Below are 26786 nucleotides of genomic sequence, written 5' to 3'. Positions count from 1 at the left end.
GACGGGTGGCTGCTCTGTGGCGGGTGGCTGCTCTGTGGCGGGCGGTGAGGCGGGCGCGCGGCGGGCGCGGGCCGCCACCGGTGGGCGGTCCCGCGCGCCGCGGCCGGTCAGGCCCCGCCGCCGGGGCGGCGCATCGGCCGCAGGGCCGGGCGGGCCTTCTTCGGCGCGGGCGCCCGCTCGCCGCCGGGCAGCACGGCCGCGAGGGCCGCGACCGTGGGCGCGTCGAACAGCGTGCGGATCGGCAGCTCCGCGCCGAGGGTGGCGCGGATGCGGCTGACCAGCTTGGTGGCGAGCAGGGAGTGGCCGCCGAGGTCGAAGAAGCTGTCGTCGATCCCGACCCCGGCCGACCCGAGGACGTCGGCGAAGAGTTCGCAGAGCACGCGCTCGGTGTCGGTGCGCGGGGCCCGGCGCTCGGCCGTCCCGGTGTAGTCGGGGGCGGGCAGGGTGCGGCGGTCGACCTTGCCGTTGGCGGTGACCGGCAGGGCGTCGAGGACGACCACGGCGGCCGGGAGCATGTAGCCGGGCAGGCTGTCGGCGACGGCGGCGCGCAGTTCGCCGGGCATGGCCTTGCCGGTGGCGTACACCACGAGGCGCTTGTCGCCCGGCTGGTCCTCGCGGACCATCGCGAAGGCCTGGCCGACGGTGGGCAGGGCGGTGAACGCGGCCTCCACCTCGCCGAGTTCGATCCGGAAGCCGCGGATCTTGACCTGGTCGTCGGCGCGGCCGAGGAACTCCAGCACGCCGTCGGCGGTCCAGCGGGCGAGGTCTCCGGTGCGGTACATCCTGCCGCCGCTCTCGCCGAACGGGCAGGCGACGAAGCGTTCGGCGGTCAGGTCGGGGCGGCCGACGTAGCCGCGGGCCAGGCCGGCTCCGGCGATGTACAGCTCGCCCGTCACGCCGGCCGGCACCGGGCGCAGCCCGGCGTCCAGCACGTACAGCCTGGTGTTCGCGAGCGGGCGGCCGATCGGCACCGTGCCCGGCACCGCCGCGGCGAGCGGCATCGGGTACTGGGTCGCGCACAGGGTGGTCTCGGTCGGCCCGTACAGGGCCCGCACCGCGATGCCGGGGACGGCCTCCAGCACCCGGCGCACGGCCGGGGCGGAGACCACGTCACCACCGGTCAGCACCTCGCGCACGCCGGCGAAGATGCCCGGGTCCTCCTCCGCGACGACCCGGAACAGGCCGGCGGTGACGTGCACATGGGTGAGCGCGTGGACCAGGACCAGCTCGCGGATCGAGGCCGCGTCCAGGTCGCCCCGCGGTGCCACGACCACCTGGCCGCCGGAGAGCAGCGGCACCCAGATCTCGTAGGTGGAGGCGTCGAAGGCGTGCGGCGCGTGGAACAGCACCCGCAGGCCCTCGTCGTGCCGCCAGCACGGGTCGGTGGCGAGCTGCACCACGTCCCGGTGGCTGATCGCGATGCCCTTGGGCTCCCCGGTGGAGCCGGAGGTGAACATCACGTACGCGAGCTGCTCCGGGTGCGGTGCGCCGCGGTGGGCGCGCCGTTCGCGCGGACCGTCGGACCAGCCCGCGGTGAGCGGCAGGACGGGGCAGGGGGCGTCGGCGGCCAGCGGGTGGCTCCGGTGCGCCGGGTCGACCAGGACGAGTGCCGCGCCGGTGTCGGCGGTGATCCGCCGCAGCCGCTCGGCCGGGTGCCGGTCGTCCAGCGGGACGTAGCAGCCGCCCGCCTTGGCCACCGCGAGGATCGCGGTGAGCAGGTCGGCGGAGCGGTCCATCAGCAGGACCACCGGCGCCTCGGCGCCGACCCCGGCGGCGGCCAGGCGGGCGGCCAGGTGCTCGGCCCTGGAGTCCAGTTCGGCGTAGCTGAGGGTGCCGTCCTCGGAGACCACCGCCGGTGCGTCGGGGGTTGCGGCGGCCTGGGCCTCGAACAGCCGGGGCAGGCTCTGCTCGGTGACGGGCGCCACCGGTCCCTGCCAGCCGGTGAGCAGCTGTTCGCGCTCGGCCGGGCCGAGGATGTCGATGGCGCCGATCGGCGCGTCCGGGGCGGCCGCGGCGGCGCGCAGGACCCGCAGCAGCCGCTCGCCGAGGGCGGTCGCGGTGGCGTGGTCGAAGAGGTCGACGGCGTACTCGACCGCCACCGTCAGGCCCGCCCCGGGGCCCTGCTCGGTGAAGCGGAACGACAGGTCGAACTTGGCCACGTCCAGTTCGAAGGGGTGCTCCGAGCAGCCCAGGTCGCCGAACTCGGTGGGCACCGTGGCCCGGCTCTCCAGCGCGACCAGGGTCTGGAAGAGGGGGTGGCGGGCGGGGGTGCGGGTGGGGTTGAGGTGTTCGACGAGGCGTTCGAAGGGGATGTCCTGGTGGTCGTAGGCGTCCAGGTCGGTGCGGCGGATCCGGTCGAGGAGTTGGTGGAAGGTGGGGTCGCCGCTGGTGTCGGTGCGTAGGGGGAGGGTGTTGACGAAGAAGCCGACGAGGTCGTCGAGGGCTTCGTCGGTGCGGCCGGCGACGGGGGTGCCGAGGGGGAGGTCGGTGCCGGCGCCGAGGCGGGTGTAGAGGGTGGCGACGGCGGCCTGGAGGGCCATGAACAGGCTGGCGTTCCGTGCGGTCGCCAACGTGGTGAGCGCGCCGTGCAGTCCGGCGTCGACGGTGACCTCCACCAGGCCGCCCCGGTGCCCCGGCACGGCCGGGCGCGGACGGTCGTACGGGAGCGCCAGTTCCTCCGGGGCGTCGGCCAGGGTCTGCCGCCAGTAGGCGAGTTGCTCGCTCAGCAGGGCACTGGGCCGCTCGTCGGCGCCGAGCAGTTCGCGCTGCCAGAGGGTGTAGTCGGCGTACTGCACCGGCAGCGGTTCCCACCGCGGTGCGGTGCCGGCGGATCGGGCCCGGTAGGCCTCGGCGAGGTCGCGGAACAGCGGGGCGACGGACCAGCCGTCGCCGGCGATGTGGTGCATCAGCACCAGCAGGACGTGCTCGTCGTGCGGCAGCGAGACCAGGGTGGCGCGCACCGGCAGGTCGTGGGCGAGGTCGAAGAGCTCCTCGCCGGCCGCGAGCAGCGCGGTCCGCAGCTCCTCCTCGTCGGCCACCGTGACCTGCCGAAGGGCCAACTCTCCCGCTTCGGCCACCAGTTGCCGCGGCTGCCCGTCGGTGGTCGGGAAGACGGTGCGCAGCACCTCGTGCCGCTCCACCACGTCCCGGACGGCCCGCTCCAGGGCGGGGGCGTCGACGGCGCCGGTCAGCCGGACCGCGACGGGGGTGTTGTAGAGGGCGCTCGGCCCCTCGAACTGCTCGATGAACCAGAGGCGTTGCTGGGCGGAGGAGAGCGGTACGCGTTCGGGTCGCTCGGCGCGGCGCAGGGCCGGGCGGGCCGTGGCGGAGTCGGGCAGCGCGGCGGCGAGCAGGGCCACCGTCGGGTTGTCGAAGAGCGCGCGGATCGGCAGTTCGGCGCCGAGCCCGGCCCGGATGCGGCTGATCAGCCGGGTGGCGAGCAGTGAGTGCCCGCCGCGGTCGAAGAAGTTGTCGTCGATGCCGGTCCTGGCCAGCCCGAGGACCTCGGCGAACAGCTCGCACAGGGCCCGCTCGGTGGCGTCGCGCGGCTCGCGTCCGCCGTCGGCGCCGTGGTAGTCGGGCGCGGGCAGGGCCTTGCGGTCCACCTTGCCGTTGGGGTTCACCGGCAGCGCGTCGAGGACGACGATCGCGGCCGGCAGCATGTAGCCGGGCAGCCGGTCGGTGACGAAGGCGCGCAGTTCGCCGGCCCCCACCTCGCCGGTGACGTACGCGACCAGGCGCCTGTCGCCCGGCTGGTCCTGGCGGACCGCCGCGCAGACCTGGCCGACCGCCGGGTGGGCGCTGAACGCCGCCTCCACCTCGCCGAGTTCGATCCGGAAGCCGCGCAGCTTGACCTGGTCGTCCGCCCGCCCGACGAACTCCAGTTCGCCCGTGGGGGTCCAGCGCACCACGTCGCCGGTGCGGTACATCCTGCCGCCGCTCTCGCCGAACGGGCAGGCCACGAAGCGTTCGGCGGTCAGGCCGGGGCGGCCGACGTAGCCGCGGGCCAGGCCGGACCCGCCGATGTACAGCTCACCGGTCACGCCGGCCGGCACCGGGCGCAGCCCGGCGTCCAGCACGTACAGCCGGGTGTTGGGCAGCGGGCGGCCGATCGGCACCACGTCGGGCACCTCGGCGGCGGAGGCCATCGGGAAGCGGGTCGCGAAGGTGGTGGTCTCGGTCGGCCCGTAGACGTTGACCAGCCGCAGCCCGGGGCAGCTGTCCAGCACCCGCCGCATGGCGGCCGGTGAGGCGATGTCGCCGCCGGTCCACACCTCCCGGAGCCCGGCGAAGGTCTCCGGGGCCTCGGCGGCCAGCACGTTGAAGAGGCCGACGCTGATCCAGGCGGAGGTGGTCCGTTCCTGGCCGATCACCGCCGCCAGCTCGGCGATCCCGAGCCGGCCGGCCGGGGCGATCACCAGTTGGCCGCCGGAGAGCAGCGGCGTCCAGATCTCGTAGGTGGAGGCGTCGAAGGCGGAGGGGGCGTGCACCGGCAGCCGCTCGTGGCCGCCCCCGGTGAAGGTGCCGCCGAGAGCGAGGTCCACCACGGAGCGGTGGGTGACGGCGATGCCCTTGGGTCTGCCGGTCGATCCCGAGGTGTGCATCACGTACGCCAACTGCTCGGCGTCCAGCGGCAGTCCGAGGTTCTCGGGGTGCTCGTCCGCGTGCGGGTCGAGCACCGACAGCCCGGCCAGCGCGGGGTGGTCGCGGTGCGCGGCGTCGGCCAGTACCAGCCGGGCGCCGGTGTCCGCGAGGACGGTCCGCAGCCGGTCGGCGGGCTGGGCGTCGTCCAGCGGCACGTAGCAGCCGCCGGCCTTGAGCACGGCCAGGATCGCCACCACCTGGGCGGCCGAGCGGCCGATCATCAGCGCGACCGGCGTCTCGGGGCCGGCCCCGGCCTCGACCAGCCGCAGCGCCAGCCCGTTGGCGTGGGCGTTGAGCCGGGCGTACGTCAGCTCGGCGTCCTCGGCGGTGAGCGCGGGCGCGTTCGGGGTCTCGGCGGCCCGAGCCTCGAACAGCCCGGGCAGTGAGCCGGCCGGCAGGGGGGCGCTGGTGCCGCTCCACCCGATCAGCCGGGTGCGCTCGGCCGCGGTCAACACCTCGACGGTGCCGACGAGTTCGGCCGGGTCGGCGACGATCCGGTCGAGCAGGGCGAGGAAGCGGTCCAGCAGGGCGCGGGCCTCGTCGGCGGTGAAGGCGTCCGGCCGGTGGTCCAGGCGCAGCTGGAGGCCGTCGCCGGGGGTGAGGGCCAGCACCAGCGGGTAGTGGGCGCTGTCGACGTCCTCGACCAGGGTGACGCGGGTGGCGCCGCTCGGGTCGGCGTCGTCCAGGGCGGACGGGTCCGGGTAGTTGCCGTACACCGTGACGGTGTCGAACAGGCTGCCCATCCCGGCGAGTTGCTGGATCTCGGTGAGGCTGAGGTGCTGGTGGTCCAACAGCGCTGACTGCTCGTGCTGGAGGCGCAGCAGCAGCTGCCCCCAGCTCTCCGCCGAGTCCAGGCGCACCCGCACCGGCACGGTGTTGATCAGCAGGCCCATCATCCGCTCCACACCGGGCAGGTCGTGCGGCCGGCCGGAGACGGTGGTGCCGAACAGCACGTCCTCGCGCCCGGTCAGCCGGGCCAGCAGCACGCCCCAGGCCGCCTGGACCAGGGTGTTGAGGGTGACGCCGTACCGGCGGGCGGTGCGGGCGAGCGCCTCGGTGGCCTCCGGGGAGAGGCCGGTGTGCAGGCGCAGCGGCAGCTGCGGGGCAGCGGCGGAGCGGGCGGGGGCGAGCAGGGTGGGTTCGTCGGCGCCGGCCAGCGCCCGCGCCCAGGCGGTGCGGGCGGCCGTGCCGTCGCGCCGGGTGAGCCAGTGCAGGTAGTCGCGGTACGGGGCCGCCGGGGCCATCGGCCGCTCGAAGTACAGGCCCCACAGCTCCTCGGCGAACAGCGGGGTGGACCAGCCGTCCAGCAGGATGTGGTGCGCGGAGGCGATCAGCCGGTGGCGTCCGGGGGCGAGCCGGAGCAGGGCGTAGCGCAGCAGCGGTGGCCGGGCCAGGTCGAAGCGGCGGCCGTACTCGGCGGCGGCGATCCGGGCGGCCTCCGCCTCCGGGTCGGCGTGGGCGCTCAGGTCGACGACGGTGAAGGGCAGGTCGACGCCGTCCGGGACGGCCTGCACCGGAGGGCCGTCGGGCCGCTGGTGGAACGCGGCCCTGAGGTTCGGCTGGCGCACCAGCAGCGCCTCGGCGGCGGCGCGCAGCCGGTCGGCGTCCACCGGGCCGGTGAGGTCGAAGGTGACGACCGAGGTGTAGACGTCCGCGCCGTCGGCGTCGTACGCCGCGTGGAAGGCCATGCCCTGCTGGAGCGGCGAGGTCGGCCAGACGTCGGCCAGGCGGGCGGGGGCGTGGTGGGCGGCCAGCTCGTCCAGCTCGCCCTGGGTGAGGGCGGCCAGCGGGAAGTCGGAGGGGGTGTGCCCGCCGGCGTCCGGCCGTTCGGCGTGCTCGGCGAGCGCGCCCAGCGCGGCGAACCAGGCCTCGGCGAGGGCGCGCACCCGCTCCTCGGAGAGCAGCCCGCCCGCGTACGACCACTGGGCGACCAGCAGCGGGCCCTGCGGGGTGTCCACGGTGGTGGCGTCCAGGCCGAGCACCCGGCCGAGCGCGAGGCCGGTCGCGGCGCCCTCGGTCATCGCCTCGCTGCCGGCGAGCACGTCCTCGGCGGTGACGCCCTCGGGCGCGAAGCGGCCCAGGTAGTTGAACTCGACCTGCGGGTCGGCGTATCCGGCGAGGACGGCGGCGGTGTCCGGGTTGAGGTGGCGCAGCAGGCCGAAGCCGATGCCGTTGTCCGGGACGGCGCGCAACTGCTCCTTCACCCGGCCGAGGGCCCGGCCCAGCTCGGGGCCGGCCGCGGTGACCTCGGACCAGGCAGGCGCCCCGGGGGCGAGCCGGACGGGGTGGACGGAGGTGAACCAGCCCGCGGTGCGGTGCAGGTCGACGCCGTCGACGACCTCCTCGCGGCCGTGGCCCTCCACGGTGACCAGCACGGCGCCGTCGGGGCCGGTGGTCTCCAGGCCGCGCCAGTGGCCGAGGGCCAGCGCCAGGCCGGTCAGCAGCACGTCGTTGACCTGGGCGTGGTAGGCGGCGGTGACCTTGGTGAGCAGCGCCCCGGTGGTCTCGGCGGGCAGCACGAGGCGCAGCACGCCCTCGGTGGCGTAGGTGTCCCGCGCCGCGTCCAGCGGGCGGTCGCCGAGCAGCGGGTCCGGGGTGGCCAACGCGGCTTCCCAGAGCGGGAGTTCGACGTCCCGGCGGCCGCTCCGCGCCTCGGCGGTGAGCCGCTGGGCCCAGCGGCGGAAGGAGGTGGGCACCGGCGCGAGTCCGACGGCGCGGCCCTCGCGCAGGGCGGCGAGCGCGCCGAGCAGGTCCTCCTCGACGATGCGCCAGGTGACGCCGTCCACCACCAGGTGGTGGATCACCAGCAGCAGCCGCGAGGGCAGTCCGGGGCCGGCGTCGAAGTGTACGGCCCGGACCATCCGGCCGTCCTCGGGCGACAGGCGCTCGCGGGCGGCCGCGGTCTCGGCGCGCAGCGCCTCGGCGGTGGCCGGGCCGTCGACCCGGCTCAGCACGTCGGCGGCCAGGACGGCGCCGGGCCCGGGCACGTGCAGCGTCCAGGGACGCTCGGCGAGCGGGGAGGTGCGGGCGCGGAACAGGTCGTGGTGGTCGAGCAGCGCCTGGACGGCGGTGGTCAGGTGCTCCCCGGGCGTGCCGGCGGGCAGGGTGAGCAGGGTGGACTGGTAGAAGCTCTCCACCGCGCCGTGCTGGGCGGCCAGCCAGTGCACGATCGGCGTCGGCGGCACCTCGCCCAGGCCGGCCCCGGCGGGCTCGGCGGCCGCCGGCCCCTCCAGCGGCCGGGCGATCCGTGCCAGCGCCTCGACGGTCGGGGCGAGGAACACCTCGCGCGGGGTCAGCCGCAGGCCCGCCCGCCGGGCCCGGGAGACCAGCTGGATGGCCACGATGGAGTCGCCGCCCAGCTCGAAGAAGGAGTCCGTGACGCCGACCCTGGGCAGGCCCAGCACCTCGGCGAACAGCCGGACCAGGGTGTGCTCCCGCTCCCCGGCGGGGGCCCGGCCGCCCTCCTCGCCGGCGCCGAACGCCGGCGCGGGCAGGGCGCGCCTGTCCACCTTGCCGTTGGGCGTGAGCGGCAGCCGGTCGAGCACCACGACGGCCGGCACCATGTGGTCGGGCAGCCGCTCGGCGCAGTGCGCCCGCAGCTCGGCCGGATCGGTGGCGCCCACCGTGTAGCCGACCAGCCGGCGCTCGCCCGGGCGGTCCTCGCGCACCAGCACCACGGCCTGGCGCACCCCGGGGTGGGCGGAGAGGGTCTGCTCGATCTCGCCGGGCTCCACCCGGAAGCCGCGGATCTTCACCTGGTCGTCGGCCCGGCCGAGGAAGTCCAGCTGGCCGTCCGGGCGGAGGCGGCCGAGGTCGCCGGTGCGGTACATCCGGCTCCCGGGCTCGCCGAACGGGCAGGCCACGAAGCGCTCGGCGGTCAGGCCGGGCCGGCCCAGGTAGCCGCGCGCCAGGTGCGGTCCCGACACGTACAGCTCGCCGGCGGTGCCCGGTTCGACCGGGCGCAGCCGCTCGTCCAGCAGGTGGATGCGTACGTCCCGGCAGGGGTGGCCGATCGGAGGCTGCTCGGCACCGGTGAGCGGCTCGCTCATGCTGACGATGACGGTGGCCTCGGTCGGCCCGTAGCTGTTGAGCATCAGCCGGCCGCGGCCGCAGCGGGCGGCCAGCTCGCGGGAGACCGCCTCGCCGCCGCCGATCAGGGTGCGCAGCGAGGGCATCGGCAGGTCGGGCAGGGTGGAGATCATCGCGGTGGCGATGTCGGCGTGGGTGACGCCGTACCGGTCGATCAGGGCGGCCAGCGGCTCGCCGACCAGCTCGCTCTGCTCGCGCGGCAGGACGAGCGCGGCGCCGGTGGTGAGCGCCACGGACAGGTCGGAGACCGAGACGTCGAAGCTGAGCGAGGAGGCCTGGAGCACCCGGCTGCCGGGGCCGACCCCGGTCGCGGCGACCTGGGTGGCGACCATGCCGGGCAGCCCGGTGTGAGTGACGGCCACCCCCTTGGGCCGGCCGGTGGAGCCGGAGGTGTAGATGACGTACGCGGTGTTCAGGGCGCTCACCGGCCGGACCCGCTCGGCGGCGGTGAAGGGCGTGCCGGGGCGGGCTTCGAGCTCGGCGCGGTGCTCGGCGGAGTCCAGCAGCAGCCGGGGGGTGCCGGTCCCGGGCAGCTGCCCGGCGGCCTCGGCGGTGGTGAGCACCAGGGCGGCCCCGGAGTCGGTCAGCATGTGGCGCAGCCGCTCGGCCGGGTAGGCCGGGTCGGCGGGCAGCCAGGCGGCGCCGGTCTTGGCGACGGCGAGGATCGCGGCTATCGCCTCGGGGGACTTGGGCAGGGCCAGCGCGACGACGTCCTCGGCGCCCAGGCCGCGGGCGGCCAGCACCCGGGCCAGCCGGTTGGCGCGGGCGTCCAGTCCGGCGTAGCCGAGGGTGGTGTCCTCGGCGTACAGCGCGGGGGCGTCCGGGGTGCGGGCGACCTGGGCGTCGATCAGCTCGGTGAGGGTCGGACGGGTGTCGGGACGGGGTGTCCGTGCCTCGGCCAGGCGGGCGGCCAGGGCGGCTGGGGAGGGCGCGTCCAGCAGGGCGGACGGCGTCAGGCGGACGCCGAACCCGGCGTGCACGCGGTCCAGCAGCCGCTCGGCGGCGGCCCGGTCACCGCCCAGGCCGTGGAAGTCCGCCGCGGGGTCGACCGACTCGCGGCCGAGCACCTCCGCGAACAGTCGGCACAGCACCTCGGCCGGATTCGGCCGCTGGTCGGTTCTGTGCGTCTGCTGGACCCCGGACATGTGACTCTCTCCCTCGTGCGGCTGGCCCCCGCGGTGGCGGGAGGGGCTGGCTGGGTTGACCTCGGGCGGTCGGCCCGGTGGTCGGCGGAGCGATGTTCTGGTCGTGGTGCGGTGGTGTGCTGCGTTGTGCTGTGATGTGCGGTGGTGCCGGTGCTGGGGTGGTGCGGGCAGGACGGTGCCGACGGTGCCGGGTGGCGGCGGGGCGCGACGGTGTCGGCCGATACACGCGCGTAGACGCGGGGCACGGGACGACGCCGGCGGCGTGACGGTGCGGCCGCGCGGCGTGGGGTGCTGCGGAGGTGTGGGCACTGCGGTGGCGTGGGTGCTGCGGTGGTGTGGGTGCTGCGGAGGTGTGGGTGCTGCGGTGGCGTGCCGGTGCCGGCGGGCTCCGGGTGAGCGGCGGCTCGGGAGGGCGGGGCTGCGCCGCGTCGTGCCGTGCCGTGCAGCGTCGTGCCGTTCCGTGCCGTGCCGGAGCGGGGACGGCCGGGTGAGCGGCCTCGCGGCTCAGGGCCGGGGGACGGAAGCGCGGTGGTGCCGGCGGACCGGTGGGCGGTGTGCGGCGGCCGGGATCAGCTCTCGGCCAGGTGCGCGATCAGGCTCTTCGGCCGCAGGTCCTGCCAGTTCCGCTCGACGTAGTCGAGACAGTCCTGCCGTCCGGCGGTGCCGAAGACCTGCTGCCAGCCGGCGGGCACCGGGCTGAAGGCCGGCCAGAGCGAGTGCTGTCCCTCGTCGTTCACCAGGACGAGGTAACTGGCCTCGGCATCCTCGAACGGGTTCGCCATGGTCGGGATTCCTCTCTGTTCGGAGCACTGTTCTGTTCGGAGCACTGCGGGACGGGGCTGAGCGGCGGCATGGTGGCGAGACGGAGCGGAGGAGCGGGCAGGAGCCTCGGCTCACGGACCCCAGCCGGAGTCGGCCTGCGGCCCGGCGACGGCGGTGACGAAGCCCGCGGCCGGGTGCGGCTGGGTGTGGAGCTGGAGTTGGAGGCCCACCACGGCGGTCAGCAGAACGGCGAGAATCCCGAGCATCTTGTGAATGCGAACGGCAGGGTTGGTCATCGCGAATCCTCTTCCTGAGGAGGGCGGTCTGCCCTCTTCGCTCTGCCCCGCATCCTGCCGAAGGCCCAAACGGGCTTGGAAGCTCTGGTTGTGATCGTGAACACGCAATGCGGGAACCGGAAGCCCGGGCAGATGATGTCAAACGCAGACAGAAGCGATCCAAAGCACACCTGGCTCTGTCAGATCAGTGGTGGGGGACCAGCGCGGAGCCGCGACCGCGGACGGGGGAGGCGGTCACTCCGCCGCGCCGGGATCCGAGCCCCGGCGCAGGTCCTCCCGGACGGCGGGCCAGTCCTCCACCCACGGCCGTCCGGCTCCGGCCGGCGACTCCAGGGCGAGGGTCGCCAGGTAGGCGCGCTTGAGCGCGGCCCGCTCGTCCTGCACCCGGCCCGAGGCCTGCTCGATCCGGCGCAGCCGGGCGTGCAACCGCTCCAGCGCGCCCCCGCCCGTCAGCAGGCGCCGCGCCTCGGGCCCGAACCGGAAACCGGGGGACAGCAGTGGCCAGGCCGACCGCCAGACCCGGAACACCTCGCGGTGGCCCGGCCCCCACTCCCGCTCGGCCCGGGACAGCCCCTCCAGCGCGGCCCGCTCGGTCGGCGCCGTACAGGTCTCGCGCAACGCCCGCGCGAGCGCCCCCCAGTCCTCGCCGGGGGCGTGCCGCAGCGCGGCGTGCAGCAGGTGGGCCACCGACCCGTGCACCACGGTGCGCGGCCACTGCGCGGCCGCCGCCTCGGCCAGGACCGCGCCGGTGCCGCCGACCAGCACCCAGACCTCCCGCACCCCGCGCCCGGCGAGCCCGGCCAGCACCCGCGGCCACTGCTCCCCGTCCGCGGCCGGCCACAGGCCCAGCACCTCGCGCCGGCCCTCGACGGAGACCCCGAGCGCCAGGTGCACCAGCGGCCCGCCCGAGCGGCCGCTGCGCACCGAGTCCACGAAGACCACCGGGTAGACCGGGTCGAGCCGCCGCGCGCGCCGCTCGGAGAGCTCGTCGAGCACCTGGTCGGTGATGGCCGAGACGGTCTCCCGGCTGAGCTCGACGCCGTACACCTCGGCCAGGTGCGCCACCAGTTCGCCCGAGCTGAGGCCGCGCGCGGTCAGCGAGATCACCAGCCGGTCGAGCCCGGGCAGCCGGCGTGCCCGGGGGAGCAGGGCCTTGGGGGAGAAGGTGCCCTCGCGGTCCCTGGGCACCCTCACCTCGACCGGGCCGACCTCGGTGAGCAGCCGTCTGGCCCGGCTCCCGTTGCGGCCGTTGCCGCCGCTCCCCGCACCGACTCCTGCTCCCGCACCCGCTCCCGCACCCGCGCCGGAGCCGCGCAGGTGCTCCCGGAGTTCGAGCTCCAGGGCGCCCTCGATCAGCTGCTTGGCGTAGGCCTGGAGCAGCCCGCCCTCGCCCAGCAGCCGTACCGCGCCGGAGCCGACCTGTGCGGCGGCGGCCTCCGCCAACTGCCGTACCAGGCGCTGGTCCACCAGACCGGCGGGGGTGGCGGACGGTGCCGCCGGGTCGGACTCAGCTCGCAACTGGGGATGCCCTCCGTCTGTAGGCCGTTCCGCCCCGCCGATCCCCCGCTCCGGACGCCCCGGCGGGGCGGCGGGCGCGGCTTCCCGGCGGTTCCCCGGTCGCCGTCGCCGGGTGCGGTCGTGTCCGGGACCGTCACCGCCGACGCCCCCGTACCCGTGTTCGTTCGACTACCGTCAGCCGGTGATTTCCGCGCCCATTGGGCGTACACTCACGGCTGTCGGAGCCCGGGGGGCGGCTTCTGAACGGCAGTCACCACCATCTTGCCGGTCCGGATGCCCGGCTGTGACCGGTACGGGCATTCGTGAAGCCGCAATGCCGAAGCCGGAAGGATGCCCAGATGTGCCCAACCCAGGACAACTGCGCGGAAACGGGGACACCCCGGCTCTGCGACCTGGGCATCGAGTTCTACCGTTCGGCGCTGGCCGACGGCGAGGCACGGGGGGAGGCCCCCGAGTGCCTGCTGGCGATGGGCCTGCTGCGCCCGCTGCCCGGCTCCGGCGACCGGCTGGCCGCCGTCCCCCCGGACGTCGCGGCCACCGGACTGGCCCGGCCGCTCGAACTCGCCGTACTGGCCCACCAGGAGCGGCTCGCCGAACTGCACACCTCCTTCACCGTCGCCGAGCACGCCTACCGGGACGTCATGCGGCGCTCCAGGCTGCCGATCCGCCTGCTGGCGGGCGACGAGATCAATCCGGCGCTGGAGAAGGCCGTCGCCGACTGCTCCGAGGAACTGCTCACCGCCCAGCCGGGCGGCGGACGCGGCCCCGACCAGCTGGCCGACGCGCTCCCGCGCGACCTCGCCCTGGCCGGCCGCGGCGTGCGCCAGCGCACCCTCTACCAGCACACCGTGCGCTCGCACGGCCCGACGCTCGCCTACATCGAGCAGGTCACCGCGCAGGGCGCCCAGGTGCGCACCCTGAACGAGGTCTTCGACCGGGTCATCATCTGCGACCGCACCACCGCCTTCATCCCGGCCGGCGCCGACCGCGAGGCCGCGGCGATGCTCGTCCAACTCCCGCCGCTGGTCGAGTACCTGCTCAAGATCTTCGAGCTGATGTGGGAGCGCGCCGAGCCCGTCATCTACCAGGCGGGCCACCACCGCCCCCGGCTGCTGACCACCCGCACCCGGCAGAACGTCCTGCGCCTGATGGTCAACGGCTACACCGACGAGGCCATCGCCTCCCGCCTCGGCATGAGCACCCGTACCGTCTCCAGCCACATCCAGAAGGCCAGCGAACTCCTCGGCAGCCGCAGCCGCGGCCACCTCGGCTACATCATCGCCCGCCAGGGCGTCCTCGACGACCCCCTCGACGAGCTCTGACCCCCCGGCCCCCGCGGCCATCGGTGCCCAGGGCCCCGGCCGTTGCCGAGTTCTCCGACGAGCACGAATGGTGATCATGGAAGTGTCCCGTCCCGACCGTCTGACCTCCCTTGCCGTGTGTGCCGGTGCGGGCGGCCTCGCGCTCGGTCTCGAACAGGCGGGTTTCGATCCCGTGCTGCTCCTGGACAACCGCCCGGTGGCCTGCGCGACGCTGCGGCTGAATCGCCCGGATTGGCACGTCCTCGAGGCCGACCTCCTCGACTTCGTCCCGGAGGAGCACCGGGAGTGTTACGACGTGGATCTCCTGGCCGCCGGTCTGCCCCGGGTGAAGGCGAACGCCGCGGTGCGGCGCGAGGACAGCGCGGAGGAACTCCGGCTGCTCGATGCGACGGTCATGCTCCTGCACGGCGTACAGCCGCGTGCCCTGCTCATCGAGAACCTCTCCGAGTTGGCCTCCAAGCCCGCGTACGAATCCATCCGTTCGGAGGTCGGGACCGAGCTCGAACACCTCGGGTACGAGTACGCGTGGTTCGTCGTCAACGCGAAGTGGCACGGTGTGCCCCAGGACCGCAAGCAGGGGATCCTGGTGGCGCTGAAGGACGGCTCCATGCGTGACTTCGTGCCCCCGGCGCCGGACGCCGAGCCCCCGCTGACGGTGGGGGAGGCTTTGGGTGCCTCGATGGCCACCCGCGGGTGGCCGCACGCCGCGGCTTGGGCCGCACAGGCCGACGAGGTCGCCCCGACCCTGGTCGGGGGTTCCTGGAAGCGTGGCGGGCCGGATCTGGGGCCGACCGGAACGAAGCGATCCTGGGCCCGCATGCGCGTCAACGGCGGCACCGTCGCCAATGAGGTGCCCGGGCCCGAGGACCGCTGGGACCCGTCACCGGACGGCACCGACATGGTGAAGCTGACGGTCGAGCAGGCGGCCCGACTGCAGGGCTTTCCCGAGGATTGGTCCTTCGCCGGCGGCAAGACGGACCGCTACCGACAGGTGGGCCACGCGTCGCCGCCCCCGGTGGCCCGGGCCTTCGGGCTCGCGATCCGGTCCGCGCTGGGCCACCCCGCACCGGTGCCGCGGGACCGGGGTGAAGTGAACTGAGCCCCGCGCCGGGCGGGACGGCACCGGCTGTGTCGTCCCGCCCGCCACGTCACCTCCCGGCGCTCAGCGGGTGAGCAGGTGCGAGAGGAAACCGATCGACGGGTCCTCCGGTGTGCCGACGAGCATGGCCCGATCCAACAGGCCGTTGTTGTGCTCGCAACTGGTCTCCGGGAGCATCACGCAGGCGTGACAGGCGGCCAGGTTGGTGCCTCCCGCGCCGGAGATGTCGGTCTCGATGCAGAGCGGGTCGGCGGAGCACCACTCGGCCCGGTGGACCGCCGAGCGCACGGCCTGGGCGAGGCGGTCGATCTCACCCTGGGCGACCAGGCCGCCGAGGCTGCCGGCCGAGTCGCTGGTGGCCGTGTAGATCAACACGCCGGCCATCTCCTCGCCCGAGTAGATCCGTTCGCGCAGCGAGGCGGCCGGGTAGCCCGATTCCAGGCTCCACTCGTTGATCATCACGTGCGCGAAGGTGTGCAGCAGGGCCATGCGGGGGGTGGCGGGAGACTCCGGGACCCGAGCCGGGTCTGAGGCCCGCTCGGTGAGGACCTGTTGGTGGCGGTGTCGCATGCGTGCCACGCGGTCGACGACGGCGGGCAGTTCGGCCCAGGCGCCCAGCCGCTCCTCGTCGAACCGGAGGAAGACCCCCTCGCCGTGGACCTCCATGGCGGGCAGCCAGCCGGTGGGAGCGAGCGACAACTCCGCCTCGTGGCTCTCGGAGGAGGTCTCGGGATCGATGACCCGGGTGAAGGCCTTGAGGGCACGGACCTCGCGCAGCTTCTTCACCAGCATCGGGGTGACCAGGCCCAGGTCGGTAAGGGGTTCCTCGTCGCCGATCGGCGGCTCACAGACGAACTGCTCGGTGTGCCGGCCGGATTCCTCCGGGTTGCCGGCGCACAGGCGCTGGTACTCCAGGTCGCGCAGGGCCCGGTAGCGCTGCTCCTGGTCGCGATCGGGGGCGTCCTCGGAGGAGGGGTCCTCGGCCTCCATCGCGGCGATCAGGTCCAGGACCTGCTGAGGGCTGACCGGGGACGTGGACCCCTTGAAGATGTACTTCAGGTGGATCTCGATCTGGGCGAGGTCGGAACAAGCACGAAGATCGTCCCAGTGTTCGTCCAAGGCGTGTACCCGGGTGTCACTCCATGGCGGGATGGACAGGGCCGAGCGCAGTACGGGCTGCCAGACGGAGGAGGAACCGCGCTGGAGGGTACGGGGAGTCCGAGAGCAGGGAACCCGATCGGCTCCCTTCAGCCAGGGGCGCTCGCCAAGACATTTGATTTCCAACTCCTGGAGGGCGCCGGCCCGGAAGGAGCCCTCCATGGACACCTCGGGCACTCCGCAGGAACAGGAGAGCACCACCGAGCGGAGCGACGAGGTGCGGCCCGAGGACCGAAGGCTCATCCGGCCGTCGCAGGCGACGGTCGTGCCCTCGCCTCGACGCCGTCGGTGCAGCCACCCCCGGTACGGGAAGTCGGAGATGTGCCCGTCCTCGCAGGCGACCACGAAACGGGAGGGCACCAGCGGCTCGGCGCATTCGCCGCACTCGTTGCGTCCGGGCGGCGAGTTGAACTTCCGCACGTGATCCAGCGCGTGGCACTCGGGGCAGTGGTGCCAGAGCGGGAAGCGGCGCACCCGGATGCCGTCGCGGCTGCCGTCGCCGGAAGCGGGTGGCAGGCGGAAGTGCGTCACTCCCAACACCCGGGCGAGGCGGGGTTCGTGGATCACCGGGGCCTCGTCGCGCGGCCACTGTTCCGCCGCACCGTCGATGCCCGAGACGATGAAGGACTCCTGCTCCACGGCGACCAACGAACCCACCCCGTAGGTGGTGATGGCCTGGGCCCGACGGACCGCGCCGCGGCGGGGCAGATTGTGGGCCGGAGCGGCGGAGCCGTCGGTGCGCCGGCGGCGGGACGGGGGCGGGGTCATCGGGATGCCTCCATGAACAGGGCGGACTCGGCGTCGACGTCGCGCAGGGACCACAGGGTCTCCCACGCCTCGACGTCCTCCAGGGCGTCGTCGTAGGGCTTGAGCAGCGAGGGGGTGGAGCGCCCGCGCTTCGGTTCGTAGCACAGGCCGTCGTTCGCTTCGGCCTCGTCGTACCACCACTCGACGAACTCGTCGAAGGCCGCGTCGACGTGGGCGACCTCCTCCGGGGCGACGTTCGCGACCCGGTCGAGGATCAGCGGACGGATCCGTTCCCGCAGTTCCTTGTGGAAGAGGTCGATCCTCCCCGCGTCCTCGTCCTTGCGGGCCGCCGGGATCAGGATGCGGGCCAGCGCGACGATCACCGCGTGCAGCCCGCGATCGCGGGCCCGGGCAGAGAACGGCGTGACCGAGGTGGACTCGACCTCACGGTAGAGCGCGGAGTGGAAGTGCTGGAAGTTCTCGTAGTGCGAACGGTCCCGTGAGCGCCCCGAGTTGAGCATCACGGCGACCAGGCCGGGGTGGGCGCGGCCGACCCGGCTGGTCGCCTGGATGTACTCGGCGGTGGTCTGCGGCTGGCCCATGACGGCCATCAGGCCGAGCCGGTCCACGTCCACGCCGACGGCGATCATGTTGGTGGCCAGGAGCACGTCCACCACGTCCGCCGGGTCACCGTCCGTCAGCCTGCGCTCGATCTGCTTCAGGCGGGCCGGGATGTCACTGGCGTCCACCCGGCTGGTCAGCTCGGAGTAGTTGCCGACGGAGCGCGGCTCGCTGCCGTCGCGCTCGGCCAGGTGGTCCAGGTAGGCCACGACGTCGTCGTGGACCTGGAGTTCGGCGGCGGACAGCAGACGAAGGCTGTTGAAATAGCCGACCAAGGTCCAGTAGGCGTCGCGTACCTTCCGGTCCGCGTCGGTGCGCAGGGCCTGGTGGAGCAGCGTGGCGTAGGTGCGGATCAGCAGGGTGGACTGGCTGGTTCCGGGGGTGAGCAGGCCCACGTAGCGGCGGGACGCCTTCTCGCTCGCGGGGGTCTCCACGGCGAACCAGGAATCGCGGGCGTCCAGTCCGGCGGGTGGGAACTGCCTCACCTCGCGCGAGAACAGCGCCCTGCCCTGGTCGGCGGCCCGGCGGATGGTCGCGGTGGAGGCGATCACCTTGGGGCGGTCCGCCAGCACGTCGACGGCGGTTTCGTACAGGCCGGTCAGGGTGCCGAGCGGTCCGGAGATCAGGTGCAGCTCGTCCTGAACGATCAACTCCGGGGGAGGGGTGGAGTCCTGACGGTCCCGGTTGAAGAGGGCGGCGGTCTGCTCCCGCCACGGCATCGAGGCGAACTTGTCGACGGTGGCGATCACGAGGGTGGGCCGGGCCGCGTACACGGCCTGGTCGACCAGGTGGACGGGCAGCCCGCCGGAGAACGCGCAGTCCGTGCCGGGGCAGCGCACGTCCATCCGCTTCGCCTCCTCGTCCACCGCGTAGTGATGGGCGTCGAGGGCGGTCCCGCACCACGGGCAGGCGTGCAGCTGGACGGGGTTCTCCGTCTGGAGCACCCGGCCGGATCGGGCGGTGGCGAGTTGCCGGGAGGCCACCTCCAGGGTGTTCGGCGTGGCGGAGCGCCCGACCCACATGCCGACGGAGATCTCCTCGTGGCCCAGTTCCTCGGGGTTCTCCAAACGCATCCGCTCCATGGCACAGATCAGGATCGCGGCGCGTTCGAACTGCTGGAGGGTCAGCAGGCGCAGTGTGTAGCGCATCAGGACGGTGACGCCACCGCCGGCCGCCCCGAGCCGCTTTCGGCGCAGGAAGGTGGTCAGGGCGATCAGGCCGAGGTACGCCTCGGTCTTGCCACCACCGGTGGGGAACCACAGCAGGTCGGACACGCCCCGGTCGGCGTGCTCCGGATCGTTCACCCCGGCCAGGCACAGCAGCACGAAGGCGATCTGGAACGGTCGCCAGCGTGCCTTGGCCGGTTCGGGTTCGCCGGTCCGGCCGTCCTTGACCCAGGCGCTGCGTGCCCGCTGGGTCGCCATCGCCCGGTTGGCCAGACGGAATGCCCACATCAGGTCGGGTTTGTCGCGCAGCAGCGCGATGCCCTCCCGGATCCGCTCCAGGGCCTCGCGGCACGCGCGGACCTGGTCTGCGGCGGCCGTCTCGTAGGAGGTGCCCGCGAGTTCGGCGGCCTCGTCCGACTTCCGCTCGATCCACCGCTCGTAGCCGTCGGCCAGCCCGTCCAGCGCGGCGATCACCTCGGCGTCCTCGGCCTCGGCGAGACCGAGCATGGTGAGGGCGCTCGCGTCGATCGTCCGGTTGGAATCGGTGAGCAGCACCTCGTGGGTGGGCACGAACTCGGTGCGCACCTCGCGCACGCCCGCGGGCACCACGTCGGTGAGGCCGATCGGGGGCGGGGTCCAGTCCCATACCGCCGCGCAGCCGTGGCCGGTGGCGAAGGTGGGGGCGTGCCGGTGCAGCAGCCGACTGCTCTCCAGCTCGGAGTCCACGGCGGCCAGGGTGGTCGGACGCTCCACGAAGGCACTCGACCCGTCGGCCGCACGGACCGTCAACCCGACCTGGAACAGGGCGAAGGCGTCCTGGAGTTCCCGCTCGCCGACCCGCTGTTCGTTCACCAGCGTGACCGTGACGGTGACCGTGCCGGTCTCCTGCGACGGGCGGCGGACGTGTACGTCCAGTCGGACCGGGCGGTCGATCGGGTAGTACTCCTCGCGACGGCCGGGGACGGCGAGGTCGATCCTGACGTCCGCCAGGTCGAGTTCCACCCGGCGCCAGTGTTCCCGCTGTTCGGAGGTGGTGCGGGCCTCGGTGCGGCGTGCCGAGACCTTGCGTCCCTCGGCGTCCTCCGGCTCGTACACGGCGGCGCGGGCCGAGACCACGATCTCCTGGCACTCGGTGGGGTCGACCGCGAAGGTCAGGCCGACACTGGACGGCCGCCGGCCACCGGAGTCGGGGCGGTCGACAGTCGGACCGGACTCGTCCAGGCCTGCCGACCTGGGCAGCGGCTCCCCGTCGAGGCCCTTCTGCTCCTCGCGGTCCTCCTCGAGACGGCGGTTCGCCTCCGCGTCCGCCGGGCGTGGGTACAGCACACCGATGGGGTAGCGGGTGATCGGGGCGTCCTGGTCCAGGACCTCGGCCCGGTCCTCGGCGGAGTCTCCGCCGTCGGGGCCCAGCAGCTCCCGGCGGAGCCGGGACACCAGGCCCTCGCGGACCCGGTAGTGCTCGGCGTGCGGCCCTTCGTGGATGGTCATTCCTGCTCCTCCTCGGTTCCGGCGGTGTGCCGGAACCGTCCGATTCCGCTGATGCGAGGGGCGATCCACACCCCGTGGTCACCAAGGCCCGCGTTGGCCCCGGCGGCCGGACTGCCCGCGACCGACTCCAGACAGTCGATCCGCAGACCGGAGATCTCCTCGGGCCAGCGGATCTCCCACTTCGAGCCGACCTTGAGGACGGAGTGCAGCTGGCTCCGGAAGGCCTCGGAGGCGTCGCCGATCTCCCGTCCCTCGTGCAGCAGCGCGTACCGAGGGCTCTGCTCGGAGCCCATGGGCAGGGTGTCGCGCAGCCGGAACGACACCGAGTCCCCCTGCCGCACCCGCTCCAGCAGGTACGCCTGGGCGCCGGAGGCGTCACCGGGGGCGTCGGCCGGTTCCAGGGCGTCCACGTCCCCGGCCCGCACTTCGACGCCGTCGCGCCGCCACTGCAGACGCTGGTTCGGGACTCCCCGGTACAACCGTCCGGTCGGCTTGTGCCTGAGCACCGTCACCGTGTCGGGCGCGGAGACTCGGTACAGGTCCTCCCGCGCCCGGGTCATCGCCACGTAGAGAGCGCGGGCCTCGGCGGGCACGTCGGGTGCTTCGGTGCGCCGACGCAGTTCGGCGACGGTCGGCGGGTTGAGCACGATCACCCGGTCGAACTCCAGGCCCTTGGAACGGTGCACCGTGGACACCACGAGCCGGGCCGGTTCCGGGTCGGCCAGCTCGTCGGGGAACCGGCGCTCCGCCACCAGACGACGCAGCCGCACCACGTCGAGGGTGCCCCGGCCGGCGCCGCGTGCCGCCGGTCGCAGGGAACGCCACACCCGGTCGGGGTCGGTGCCCTCGGGCAGCGGGATTGCGGCGAGCAGTTCGCGCAGTCGCTCCTCGGACAGCGTGGCGGCCGCGGTCCGACGCAGTACCTCGGCGACCCAGTACGGCACCGGCCGGTCCCGGAGCGGGCGACGCAGGGCGTGCGGGACTCCCTGGGTGTGCAGCAGCTCCGAGACGACCAGCGCCTGTCGGTTGTCGCGGCACAGGACCGCGCAGGTGCCGGGGAAGGACCGCAGGGTGTCCAGGGTGAACGAGTCGGTGAACGAGCCCAGGTCGGGCAGGTCGAACAGCAGCCCGCGCAGCTCCCCGTGGAGACGTTCGGCGGCCGTGTCCGCCCCCTCGGGGGCGCTGCCGACGGCCTGGACGGCGGGGCCCAGCGGGAGCGCGGTGCGCGCCTCCGGAGTGACGGCCCGGAAGTTGCGGGTCAGTCGCAACTCCTCCAGGTCGTCGGCGTAGGAGATCCGTACCCAGCGGAGGAAGAGGTCGGCACGATCGGCGAACTCCTCCGGGTCCTCGATCTGGAAGTCGTAGATCGCCTGGGCGGAGTCGCCGACCAGGGTGAACCCGCAGGAGTCCTGGAGTCGGTCGAGCAACGACTCCACCATCTCCCGGCGGGCGCCCACCAGGTCCTGCACCTCGTCGATGATCACGTGTGTGGGTGGGCCGGCCTCCAAGGACTCCAGCGCGCCCTTCTCGATCGCGTCGGTGGCCGCCCGGATCCGCTGGTCGAAGGAGAGCGCAGCCCACTCCCCGTCCGGGTACGCCTGGAGCAGCAGGGAGTAGGCCCAGGAGTCGAAGGTCTGCACCCGTACCCGCCGTGCGTGCTCGCCGTGCCGGGCGATCCGGTCCCGCAACTCCCGGACGGCGGCGCGCGAGAAGCTGAGGACCAGCAGTTCGGAGGCCTCCAGCGCCTCGTCCGGGTCGATGTGTCCGACGAGCGCGTCCATCCGGCGCACCAGGGTGTGGGTCTTTCCCGTCCCCGCCCCGGCGGTGACCAGCAGTCGGGTGTTCCACGGCCGGTCCACGACGGCCTGCTGCTCGGTGGTGAGGACGGGGCCGTCCTCGGGGTGGACGGTCATCGGTTGCTCCACAGGTGCTCGAACTGCGTGAAGGCGAGGGCGGTGTCGAAGTTCCGGATGTTGTCGCGGACGTTGAGGATGAGGCAGGTGTCCTTGCCGCCGTTGCGCGGGCCGCGCAGACCTCGTCCGATCATCTGCTGGTACACGTTCGGGCTGTAGACGGGGCGGGCGACGACGACCGCGCGCGTGGCCGGGGCGTCGAAGCCCTGGGTGAGCACGCCGTAGTTGGTCAGCACCCGCACCCGACCGTCGCGGAAGTCCCGGATCCGGGTCCGGCGGTCGCTGTCGGAGGTGGTGGCGTCCACCGATGACGCGGAGATCTTCTGGTCCATCAGCATGGCCGCCAGGAGCTTGGCGTGTTCCACGGAGGTGGCGAACACCAGCACGGGCCAGTTCTCGTCCATCGCCGCGACCTCCTCGACGATGCGGCGGCTGCGGTCGTGGTCCTCCGCGAGCCGCTGCTCGGCGGCCTTGGACAGCAGGCTGAACTGCTCGGCACTCTCCCGCTCCTGGCGGGACAACTCGATGGTGCCGCCGGTCAGTTCCCGGTGCTCGACGCGCGCCAGCACGCCGATCTCCTGGAGGTGACCGTAGGCGTCGTCGGAGGGGAAGACCCCCTCGTCCAGCCGTCGTGCGCCGAACCTGTTGACCAGCCGGCGGGTCTCCTCCTCGTTGTGGCCGCGGAAGGGGGTGGCGGTGAGACCGAGCAGGTGCCGATCCGTCCGGTGCTGGGTCAGTCCGAGCAGGCTCAGGATCTCGGTGTAGCTCGGACTGGTCGCCACGTGTGCCTCGTCGACCACCACCAGGGCGGCCTCCCGCAGCCAGGCGTAGCGGTCGGTGTCGAGGCACACCCGCAGCTTGGCGTCGGTGGCCACCACGAGCTGGGGTCCGTCGGTGACCGGGGCTGCCTCGTTCGAGGTCCACAGCCGGTTGATCGTCAGTCGCTCCTGCGCGCCGGCCTTGCTCCAGACGAACTGCCAGCTCTGCACGGCCTGTTCGCACAGTTCCTCAGTCTGGGCGATCCACAGGATCGGGCCCTTCAGCTCGCCGGTCTGCTTGACCCAACGGATGACGGCCTCGGCGGTGACGCGCGTCTTGCCGGCACCGGTGGGCAGCGAGAGCATGGCGCGCTGCGGGGCGAGTCGGTCCAGCATCTCGAAGATGTTGAGGGCGAGACGCTCCTGGTACTCGTGCAGGCGAGGGAAGTCCCGGGGGCCTTCCACGGTCAGGCTCTGTTCGAGGGTCGGAGCCCGGTACCCGGCGAAGGGCGCGGGCAGGCCGAGCTCGGCGACGAAGGAGACCGCCGCAGGTCCGCCGGTGTAGGAGGACGGGGCACTCGGGAAGCGCTCCTGGATGTCGCGCGCGTGGGTCTTGAGCACGGTGTCGCCGTGCGCGTTGAACGCCATCTGCGCGATCCGGCGACCGGTGGGCTCCTGTCCGTCCGGATCCTGGCGCTCGGCGTCCATGAGGCCGGAGGGGAGCCGGTCGCGCAGGGCCTCCGCGCCGATCAGCAGTTCCAGCTTGGCCGTCACGTCCTCGGCCTCGCGGATCGCCTTGAGCGCGGATCGCACCTTCTCGTCCTGCTCCTGGCGGGCCTGGGCCTCCAGGAGCGCCCGGCAGCCGGCCTCTCCCATCCGCAGGCCCAACTCGCGGTCCACGGCCCGGAGCGTGCCCAACCGGTCCAGCGAGTCCAGGACCTTGATCACGCTTCCCTGGCGGGCGCTCTCCAGGGACTTCGCCCGCGCGCCGTGCGGGGTGCGGACGACCTCCTCCAGCGTGGAGCAGCGCAACATGGAGTAGGTGCCGACGGAGCTGCCCATCTTCTGGCGCAGCGTCGGGAACTCCTCGACCAGTGGAACCGGCTCCACGCTCGACTCGTGTCGGGTCTCCCGGCTGACCACGTCGTCGTGGCGCAGCATGCCCCACTGCTCGACCATGAGGTCGGCGGACTCCTGGTCCGGCATCAGCAGCGCGGGCACCCGCTCGGCCTGCAGGGAGCGGTACTCCTCCGGGTTCGCGGCGACGGCGATCTCGCCGTCCGCCCGGGTGTCCCAGCTGTCGCCGACCCGGCACCGGGTCAGCGATCCCTCGGGGAAGGGGATCTCCAACCGGGTCAGCAGCGCGTAGGTGGAACCGACGAAGGTGTCGTCCTCGCTCTCCTGGAGCTTCTCCAGGAGCTGCTCCCACTGCTTCGGACGGACCTTCTCGACGCTGTCGGCGAGCCCCAGCTTGCGGGCCTTCTCCCCGCTGATCGACGCCACCGGGAGCACGTCACGGTAGGCGTCGAGCTGCGGCCCCACGGCCTCCTTGAGAGGCTTGAGGCCCTGCGAGGTCTCGACCAGGCCGTGCCGGGAGAGCATCCAGCGGATGGGGGAGAACACCGAGCAGCGGGTGCCCGCCTGGGCCCCGATCTGCAAGGTCCACTGCGCCACCAGGGCGTCCTCGGGCAGCGCCCGCAGGTAGGCCGCACGGGCATTCTCGGAAAGGCGGGGCAGCAGGTGCAGCGGGCCACCGACCGGAGAGCCGTCGATCTTGGTCCTGGCGAGGGTCGGACGGCTCGCCCGGTCGTCGAGCGTGCGGCAGTAGGCCGCGTGGATCGCTTCCCGGTACTCGCCGAACCAGGTTTCCTCTTCAGGGCGGTGCCCGGAGGTCGGGCGGTCTCTCAGGCCCAACTCGCGGAAGAAGCCGGCGTCGTCGGAGTGGAAGCGCACGTCCACCGCGATCTCGGGGTCGCTCTCCGGGGTGACGACGACGCCGGGCAACAGGCAGTCGCGCATGGCGCGGAAGCGGTTGTCCGCCGTCCGTACCATCAGTGTCTCCATCGGCGCGGGCACCCGCGCGGTCACCTCGTGGCCCACCACGGCGGCGCCCGCCCGATGGAACAGCTCCCAGAAGCGGGTCCACTCCTGCGGGCCGTACGAGCCGAAGCCCTGGTCGAGGACGCTCACGAAGCGGCCCCGGACGTCGGCTTCCTGGATGCCGAGGGTGGTGAGGGCGGAGTGGAGCGAAGGGTCGTCGGACAGCACGCGGTCCACGTAGTCCAGCGATTCCGGCAGGCCGTCCTCGTCGGTGCGGCGGTACACCTTGCCGCCCAGCGGTGCGACCATCCCCTTCTCTTCGGTGAGCACGATCTCGGCCCTACGGGCCTCGGCGGCGCAGGAGGCGTTGGAAGCGATCATGTCGGCGACGATCCGGATGGCGGACGCCGAGGCCTCCGCCGTGCCGTCGGAGACCAGCGCCTCCAGCCACTCGACGACCGAGGCCCGTCGCCGGCCGGCCGCGCCCAGGATGTGCTGGACCTTGCCGGCCCGCAGGTCGGTGGCCTCGACCGAGGGGTGCACCCAGTCTCGGGGGCGTCCGGGGTGCGCGTGCCAGGCCCGCAGCCAGCGGTTGACCGCGGTGCTGTCCTTTCCCAGGTCCGGATGGATGTTCAGGCCGCCGGGCACGCGCAGGACGCCGTCCTGGTCCGGCAGCGACGGACGCAGCGCGACGGTGGCCCAGATCTGTTCGGTGAGCAGCCGGTCGGCCCAACTGATCGTTTCCGCGACCTTGGCACGGCCCGGCAGCAGCGGGAGGTACGCGCCGGGGTCCTCCGCCGGTGCGAGTTCGGGCAGCGAGTCGACCACCAGGCCGGCGGCGGTCCGGATCATCTCGACGTTGAACGGCGAGGAGTCCAGCAGGTTCTGCCTGTCCTCGTTGGTCTTCCAGGCCCCGTTCAGGATGCCGCTCAGGGTCATCTCGTACTTGGTCGGGAAGAAGGACCAGAACCGGCCGCGCCCTCGGGCGTCGGTGGCGCTGAGCAGCCCCCGCTCGTCCGCGGCCCCGTAGGCCGGGACCGCCCAGGCCAGTTCGACGGTCAGCCGGCCGTGCAACTCGCCGGCGTCGCGCCGGGCGACCTCGCTCGGTTCGTAGGGGCGGGTGAAGACCCGCCACCGTGAGGTTGCCGGAGGCTTGCCGACCCGCTCTTCCTGGATCGTGTGCAGGCTGCCGGTCTGCTCGGAGCGCAGGGCCCGGCGCGCGATCGGGCGGGGCCGGCGGTCCTCCAGGACCACCTGGCCGACGTGCGGGGAGAACAGGTGGAATCCGGACGGGAATTCCTCGCGGCTGTCGTGACCGGCACCGCCCTGGTGGCCGTGCATGTCCTTGCCCAGTCGGGCGGCGGCGCCGGGCAACAGCGGAAGGCGGACCACGGTGGTGGCCCACGCCAGCAGTTCGTCCAACACCTGGTCCTTGAGGCGTTCGGCCGCCATGTCCAGCTCGCGGGCCATCCGCAGTACCGGCGCCTCGAACTGCTCGCCGAGTCGCTCGCGCACCCCGGGCACGTTCCGGATCGACTCGTACGACCAGGCCCGGTCGAAGCCGAAGCTGCCCTCGCGGCTGAAGAACTCGGGTGCGTCGGTCACGACCAGGACCGACTTCACCCCCACGCCGAACCGCCCGATCTGCCCACCGCGCTTGCGGGACATGCTCATGCGCAGGATCGTCTCGGCGCCCTCGGGCGTCACCGGGTTGCCCTGGTTGGCGCAGTACAGGTGAGTGCCGGTGAGGACGACGTGGATCCGGCCGTCGGGCTCGTCGCGCAGCTCGTCGGCCGCGTTCTGGACGAGTTCGAAGAGCTGTCGGTCGCCGTACCCGCCCTGGGTGATGCGGCGTTCGCCGTTGGCGTGTTCGGGGATCAGGCCCGGGTCGACGGCGTAGGTCTCCAGGACACGGAGGGACTGCTCGACGACGGTGCGGATCACGGGGGACTGCGGATCGGCCACGGATGGTTCCACTTCGGGTGCGGAGGAGAGGGGGTCGAGGGTCGTGGTGCGAAGT

10 protein-coding genes are annotated in these 26786 nt (G+C 73.5%); 2 read left to right on the top strand and 8 right to left on the bottom strand.

Annotated elements, in window-relative coordinates; translation table 11 throughout:
- Positions 1-107: 107 nt before the first annotated feature.
- The 4 genes from ACZ7C5_RS06075 to ACZ7C5_RS06060 all read right to left on the bottom strand — a co-directional run bounded on the left by ACZ7C5_RS06075 (position 108) and on the right by ACZ7C5_RS06060 (position 12454).
- On the bottom strand, positions 108-9878 hold the full coding sequence (locus ACZ7C5_RS06075; RefSeq protein WP_470322085.1) for an amino acid adenylation domain-containing protein: 9771 nt from the start codon (positions 9876-9878) through the stop codon (positions 108-110).
- A 569-nt stretch (positions 9879-10447) separates the two neighbouring features.
- Positions 10448-10660, bottom strand: coding sequence for an MbtH family protein (locus ACZ7C5_RS06070; RefSeq protein ID WP_188295315.1), 213 nt, complete (start codon positions 10658-10660; stop codon positions 10448-10450).
- Between the two features lie 111 nt (positions 10661-10771).
- Positions 10772-10936 (bottom strand): hypothetical protein, encoded by a 165-nt coding sequence (locus ACZ7C5_RS06065; protein WP_188295314.1) that lies wholly within the window; start codon positions 10934-10936, stop codon positions 10772-10774.
- 234 nt (positions 10937-11170) lie between these two features.
- Positions 11171-12454 (bottom strand): IS256 family transposase, encoded by a 1284-nt coding sequence (locus ACZ7C5_RS06060; RefSeq protein ID WP_401085219.1) that lies wholly within the window; start codon positions 12452-12454, stop codon positions 11171-11173.
- Positions 12455-12792: 338 nt separating this feature from the next.
- Between ACZ7C5_RS06060 and ACZ7C5_RS06055 the strand changes: the two genes are divergently transcribed.
- On the top strand, positions 12793-13776 hold the full coding sequence (locus ACZ7C5_RS06055; RefSeq protein WP_470322084.1) for a helix-turn-helix transcriptional regulator: 984 nt from the start codon (positions 12793-12795) through the stop codon (positions 13774-13776).
- A gap of 67 nt (positions 13777-13843) precedes the next feature.
- Positions 13844-14875, top strand: a complete 1032-nt coding sequence (locus ACZ7C5_RS06050; RefSeq protein ID WP_401085216.1) for a DNA cytosine methyltransferase — start codon at positions 13844-13846, stop codon at positions 14873-14875.
- 63 nt (positions 14876-14938) lie between these two features.
- Here ACZ7C5_RS06050 and drmB read toward each other — a convergent pair whose 3' ends face one another.
- The 4 genes from drmB to ACZ7C5_RS06030 are packed head-to-tail and all read right to left on the bottom strand — an operon-like array spanning position 14939 to position 26731.
- Positions 14939-16801: a DrmB family protein gene (gene drmB / locus ACZ7C5_RS06045; protein ID WP_401085213.1), complete on the bottom strand. Its 1863-nt coding sequence runs from the start codon at positions 16799-16801 to the stop codon at positions 14939-14941.
- The gene (locus tag ACZ7C5_RS06040; protein ID WP_401085211.1) at positions 16798-20055 is read right to left on the bottom strand and encodes a helicase-related protein; all 3258 of its coding nucleotides are present in this window, start codon (positions 20053-20055) and stop codon (positions 16798-16800) included. The genes drmB and ACZ7C5_RS06040 overlap by 4 nt, the downstream gene beginning before the upstream one ends.
- Complete coding sequence (locus ACZ7C5_RS06035; protein ID WP_401085209.1) at positions 20052-21968, bottom strand: UvrD-helicase domain-containing protein; 1917 nt, start codon at positions 21966-21968, stop codon at positions 20052-20054. The genes ACZ7C5_RS06040 and ACZ7C5_RS06035 overlap by 4 nt, the downstream gene beginning before the upstream one ends.
- Positions 21965-26731: a DEAD/DEAH box helicase gene (locus ACZ7C5_RS06030; RefSeq protein ID WP_401085206.1), complete on the bottom strand. Its 4767-nt coding sequence runs from the start codon at positions 26729-26731 to the stop codon at positions 21965-21967. Before ACZ7C5_RS06030 ends, ACZ7C5_RS06035 begins: the two co-directional genes overlap by 4 nt.
- Between the last annotated feature and the right edge of the window lie 55 nt (positions 26732-26786).

This window comes from Kitasatospora sp. NPDC036993 (assembly GCF_055607525.1).
This window is presented reverse-complemented; position numbering and strand designations above follow the sequence as displayed.

Bases quoted from the DNA above. Each gene is read 5' to 3' on its own strand.
- ACZ7C5_RS06075 (WP_470322085.1), bottom strand. From the start codon at position 9,878: ATGTCCGGGGTCCAGCAGACGCACAGAACCGACCAGCGGCCGAATCCG.
- ACZ7C5_RS06050 (WP_401085216.1), top strand. From the start codon at position 13,844: ATGGTGATCATGGAAGTGTCCCGTCCCGACCGTCTGACCTCCCTTGCC.
- ACZ7C5_RS06040 (WP_401085211.1), bottom strand. From the start codon at position 20,055: ATGACCATCCACGAAGGGCCGCACGCCGAGCACTACCGGGTCCGCGAG.
- ACZ7C5_RS06035 (WP_401085209.1), bottom strand. From the start codon at position 21,968: ATGACCGTCCACCCCGAGGACGGCCCCGTCCTCACCACCGAGCAGCAG.
- drmB (WP_401085213.1), bottom strand. From the start codon at position 16,801: ATGACCCCGCCCCCGTCCCGCCGCCGGCGCACCGACGGCTCCGCCGCT.
- ACZ7C5_RS06055 (WP_470322084.1), top strand. From the start codon at position 12,793: ATGTGCCCAACCCAGGACAACTGCGCGGAAACGGGGACACCCCGGCTC.
- ACZ7C5_RS06065 (WP_188295314.1), bottom strand. From the start codon at position 10,936: ATGACCAACCCTGCCGTTCGCATTCACAAGATGCTCGGGATTCTCGCC.
- ACZ7C5_RS06070 (WP_188295315.1), bottom strand. From the start codon at position 10,660: ATGGCGAACCCGTTCGAGGATGCCGAGGCCAGTTACCTCGTCCTGGTG.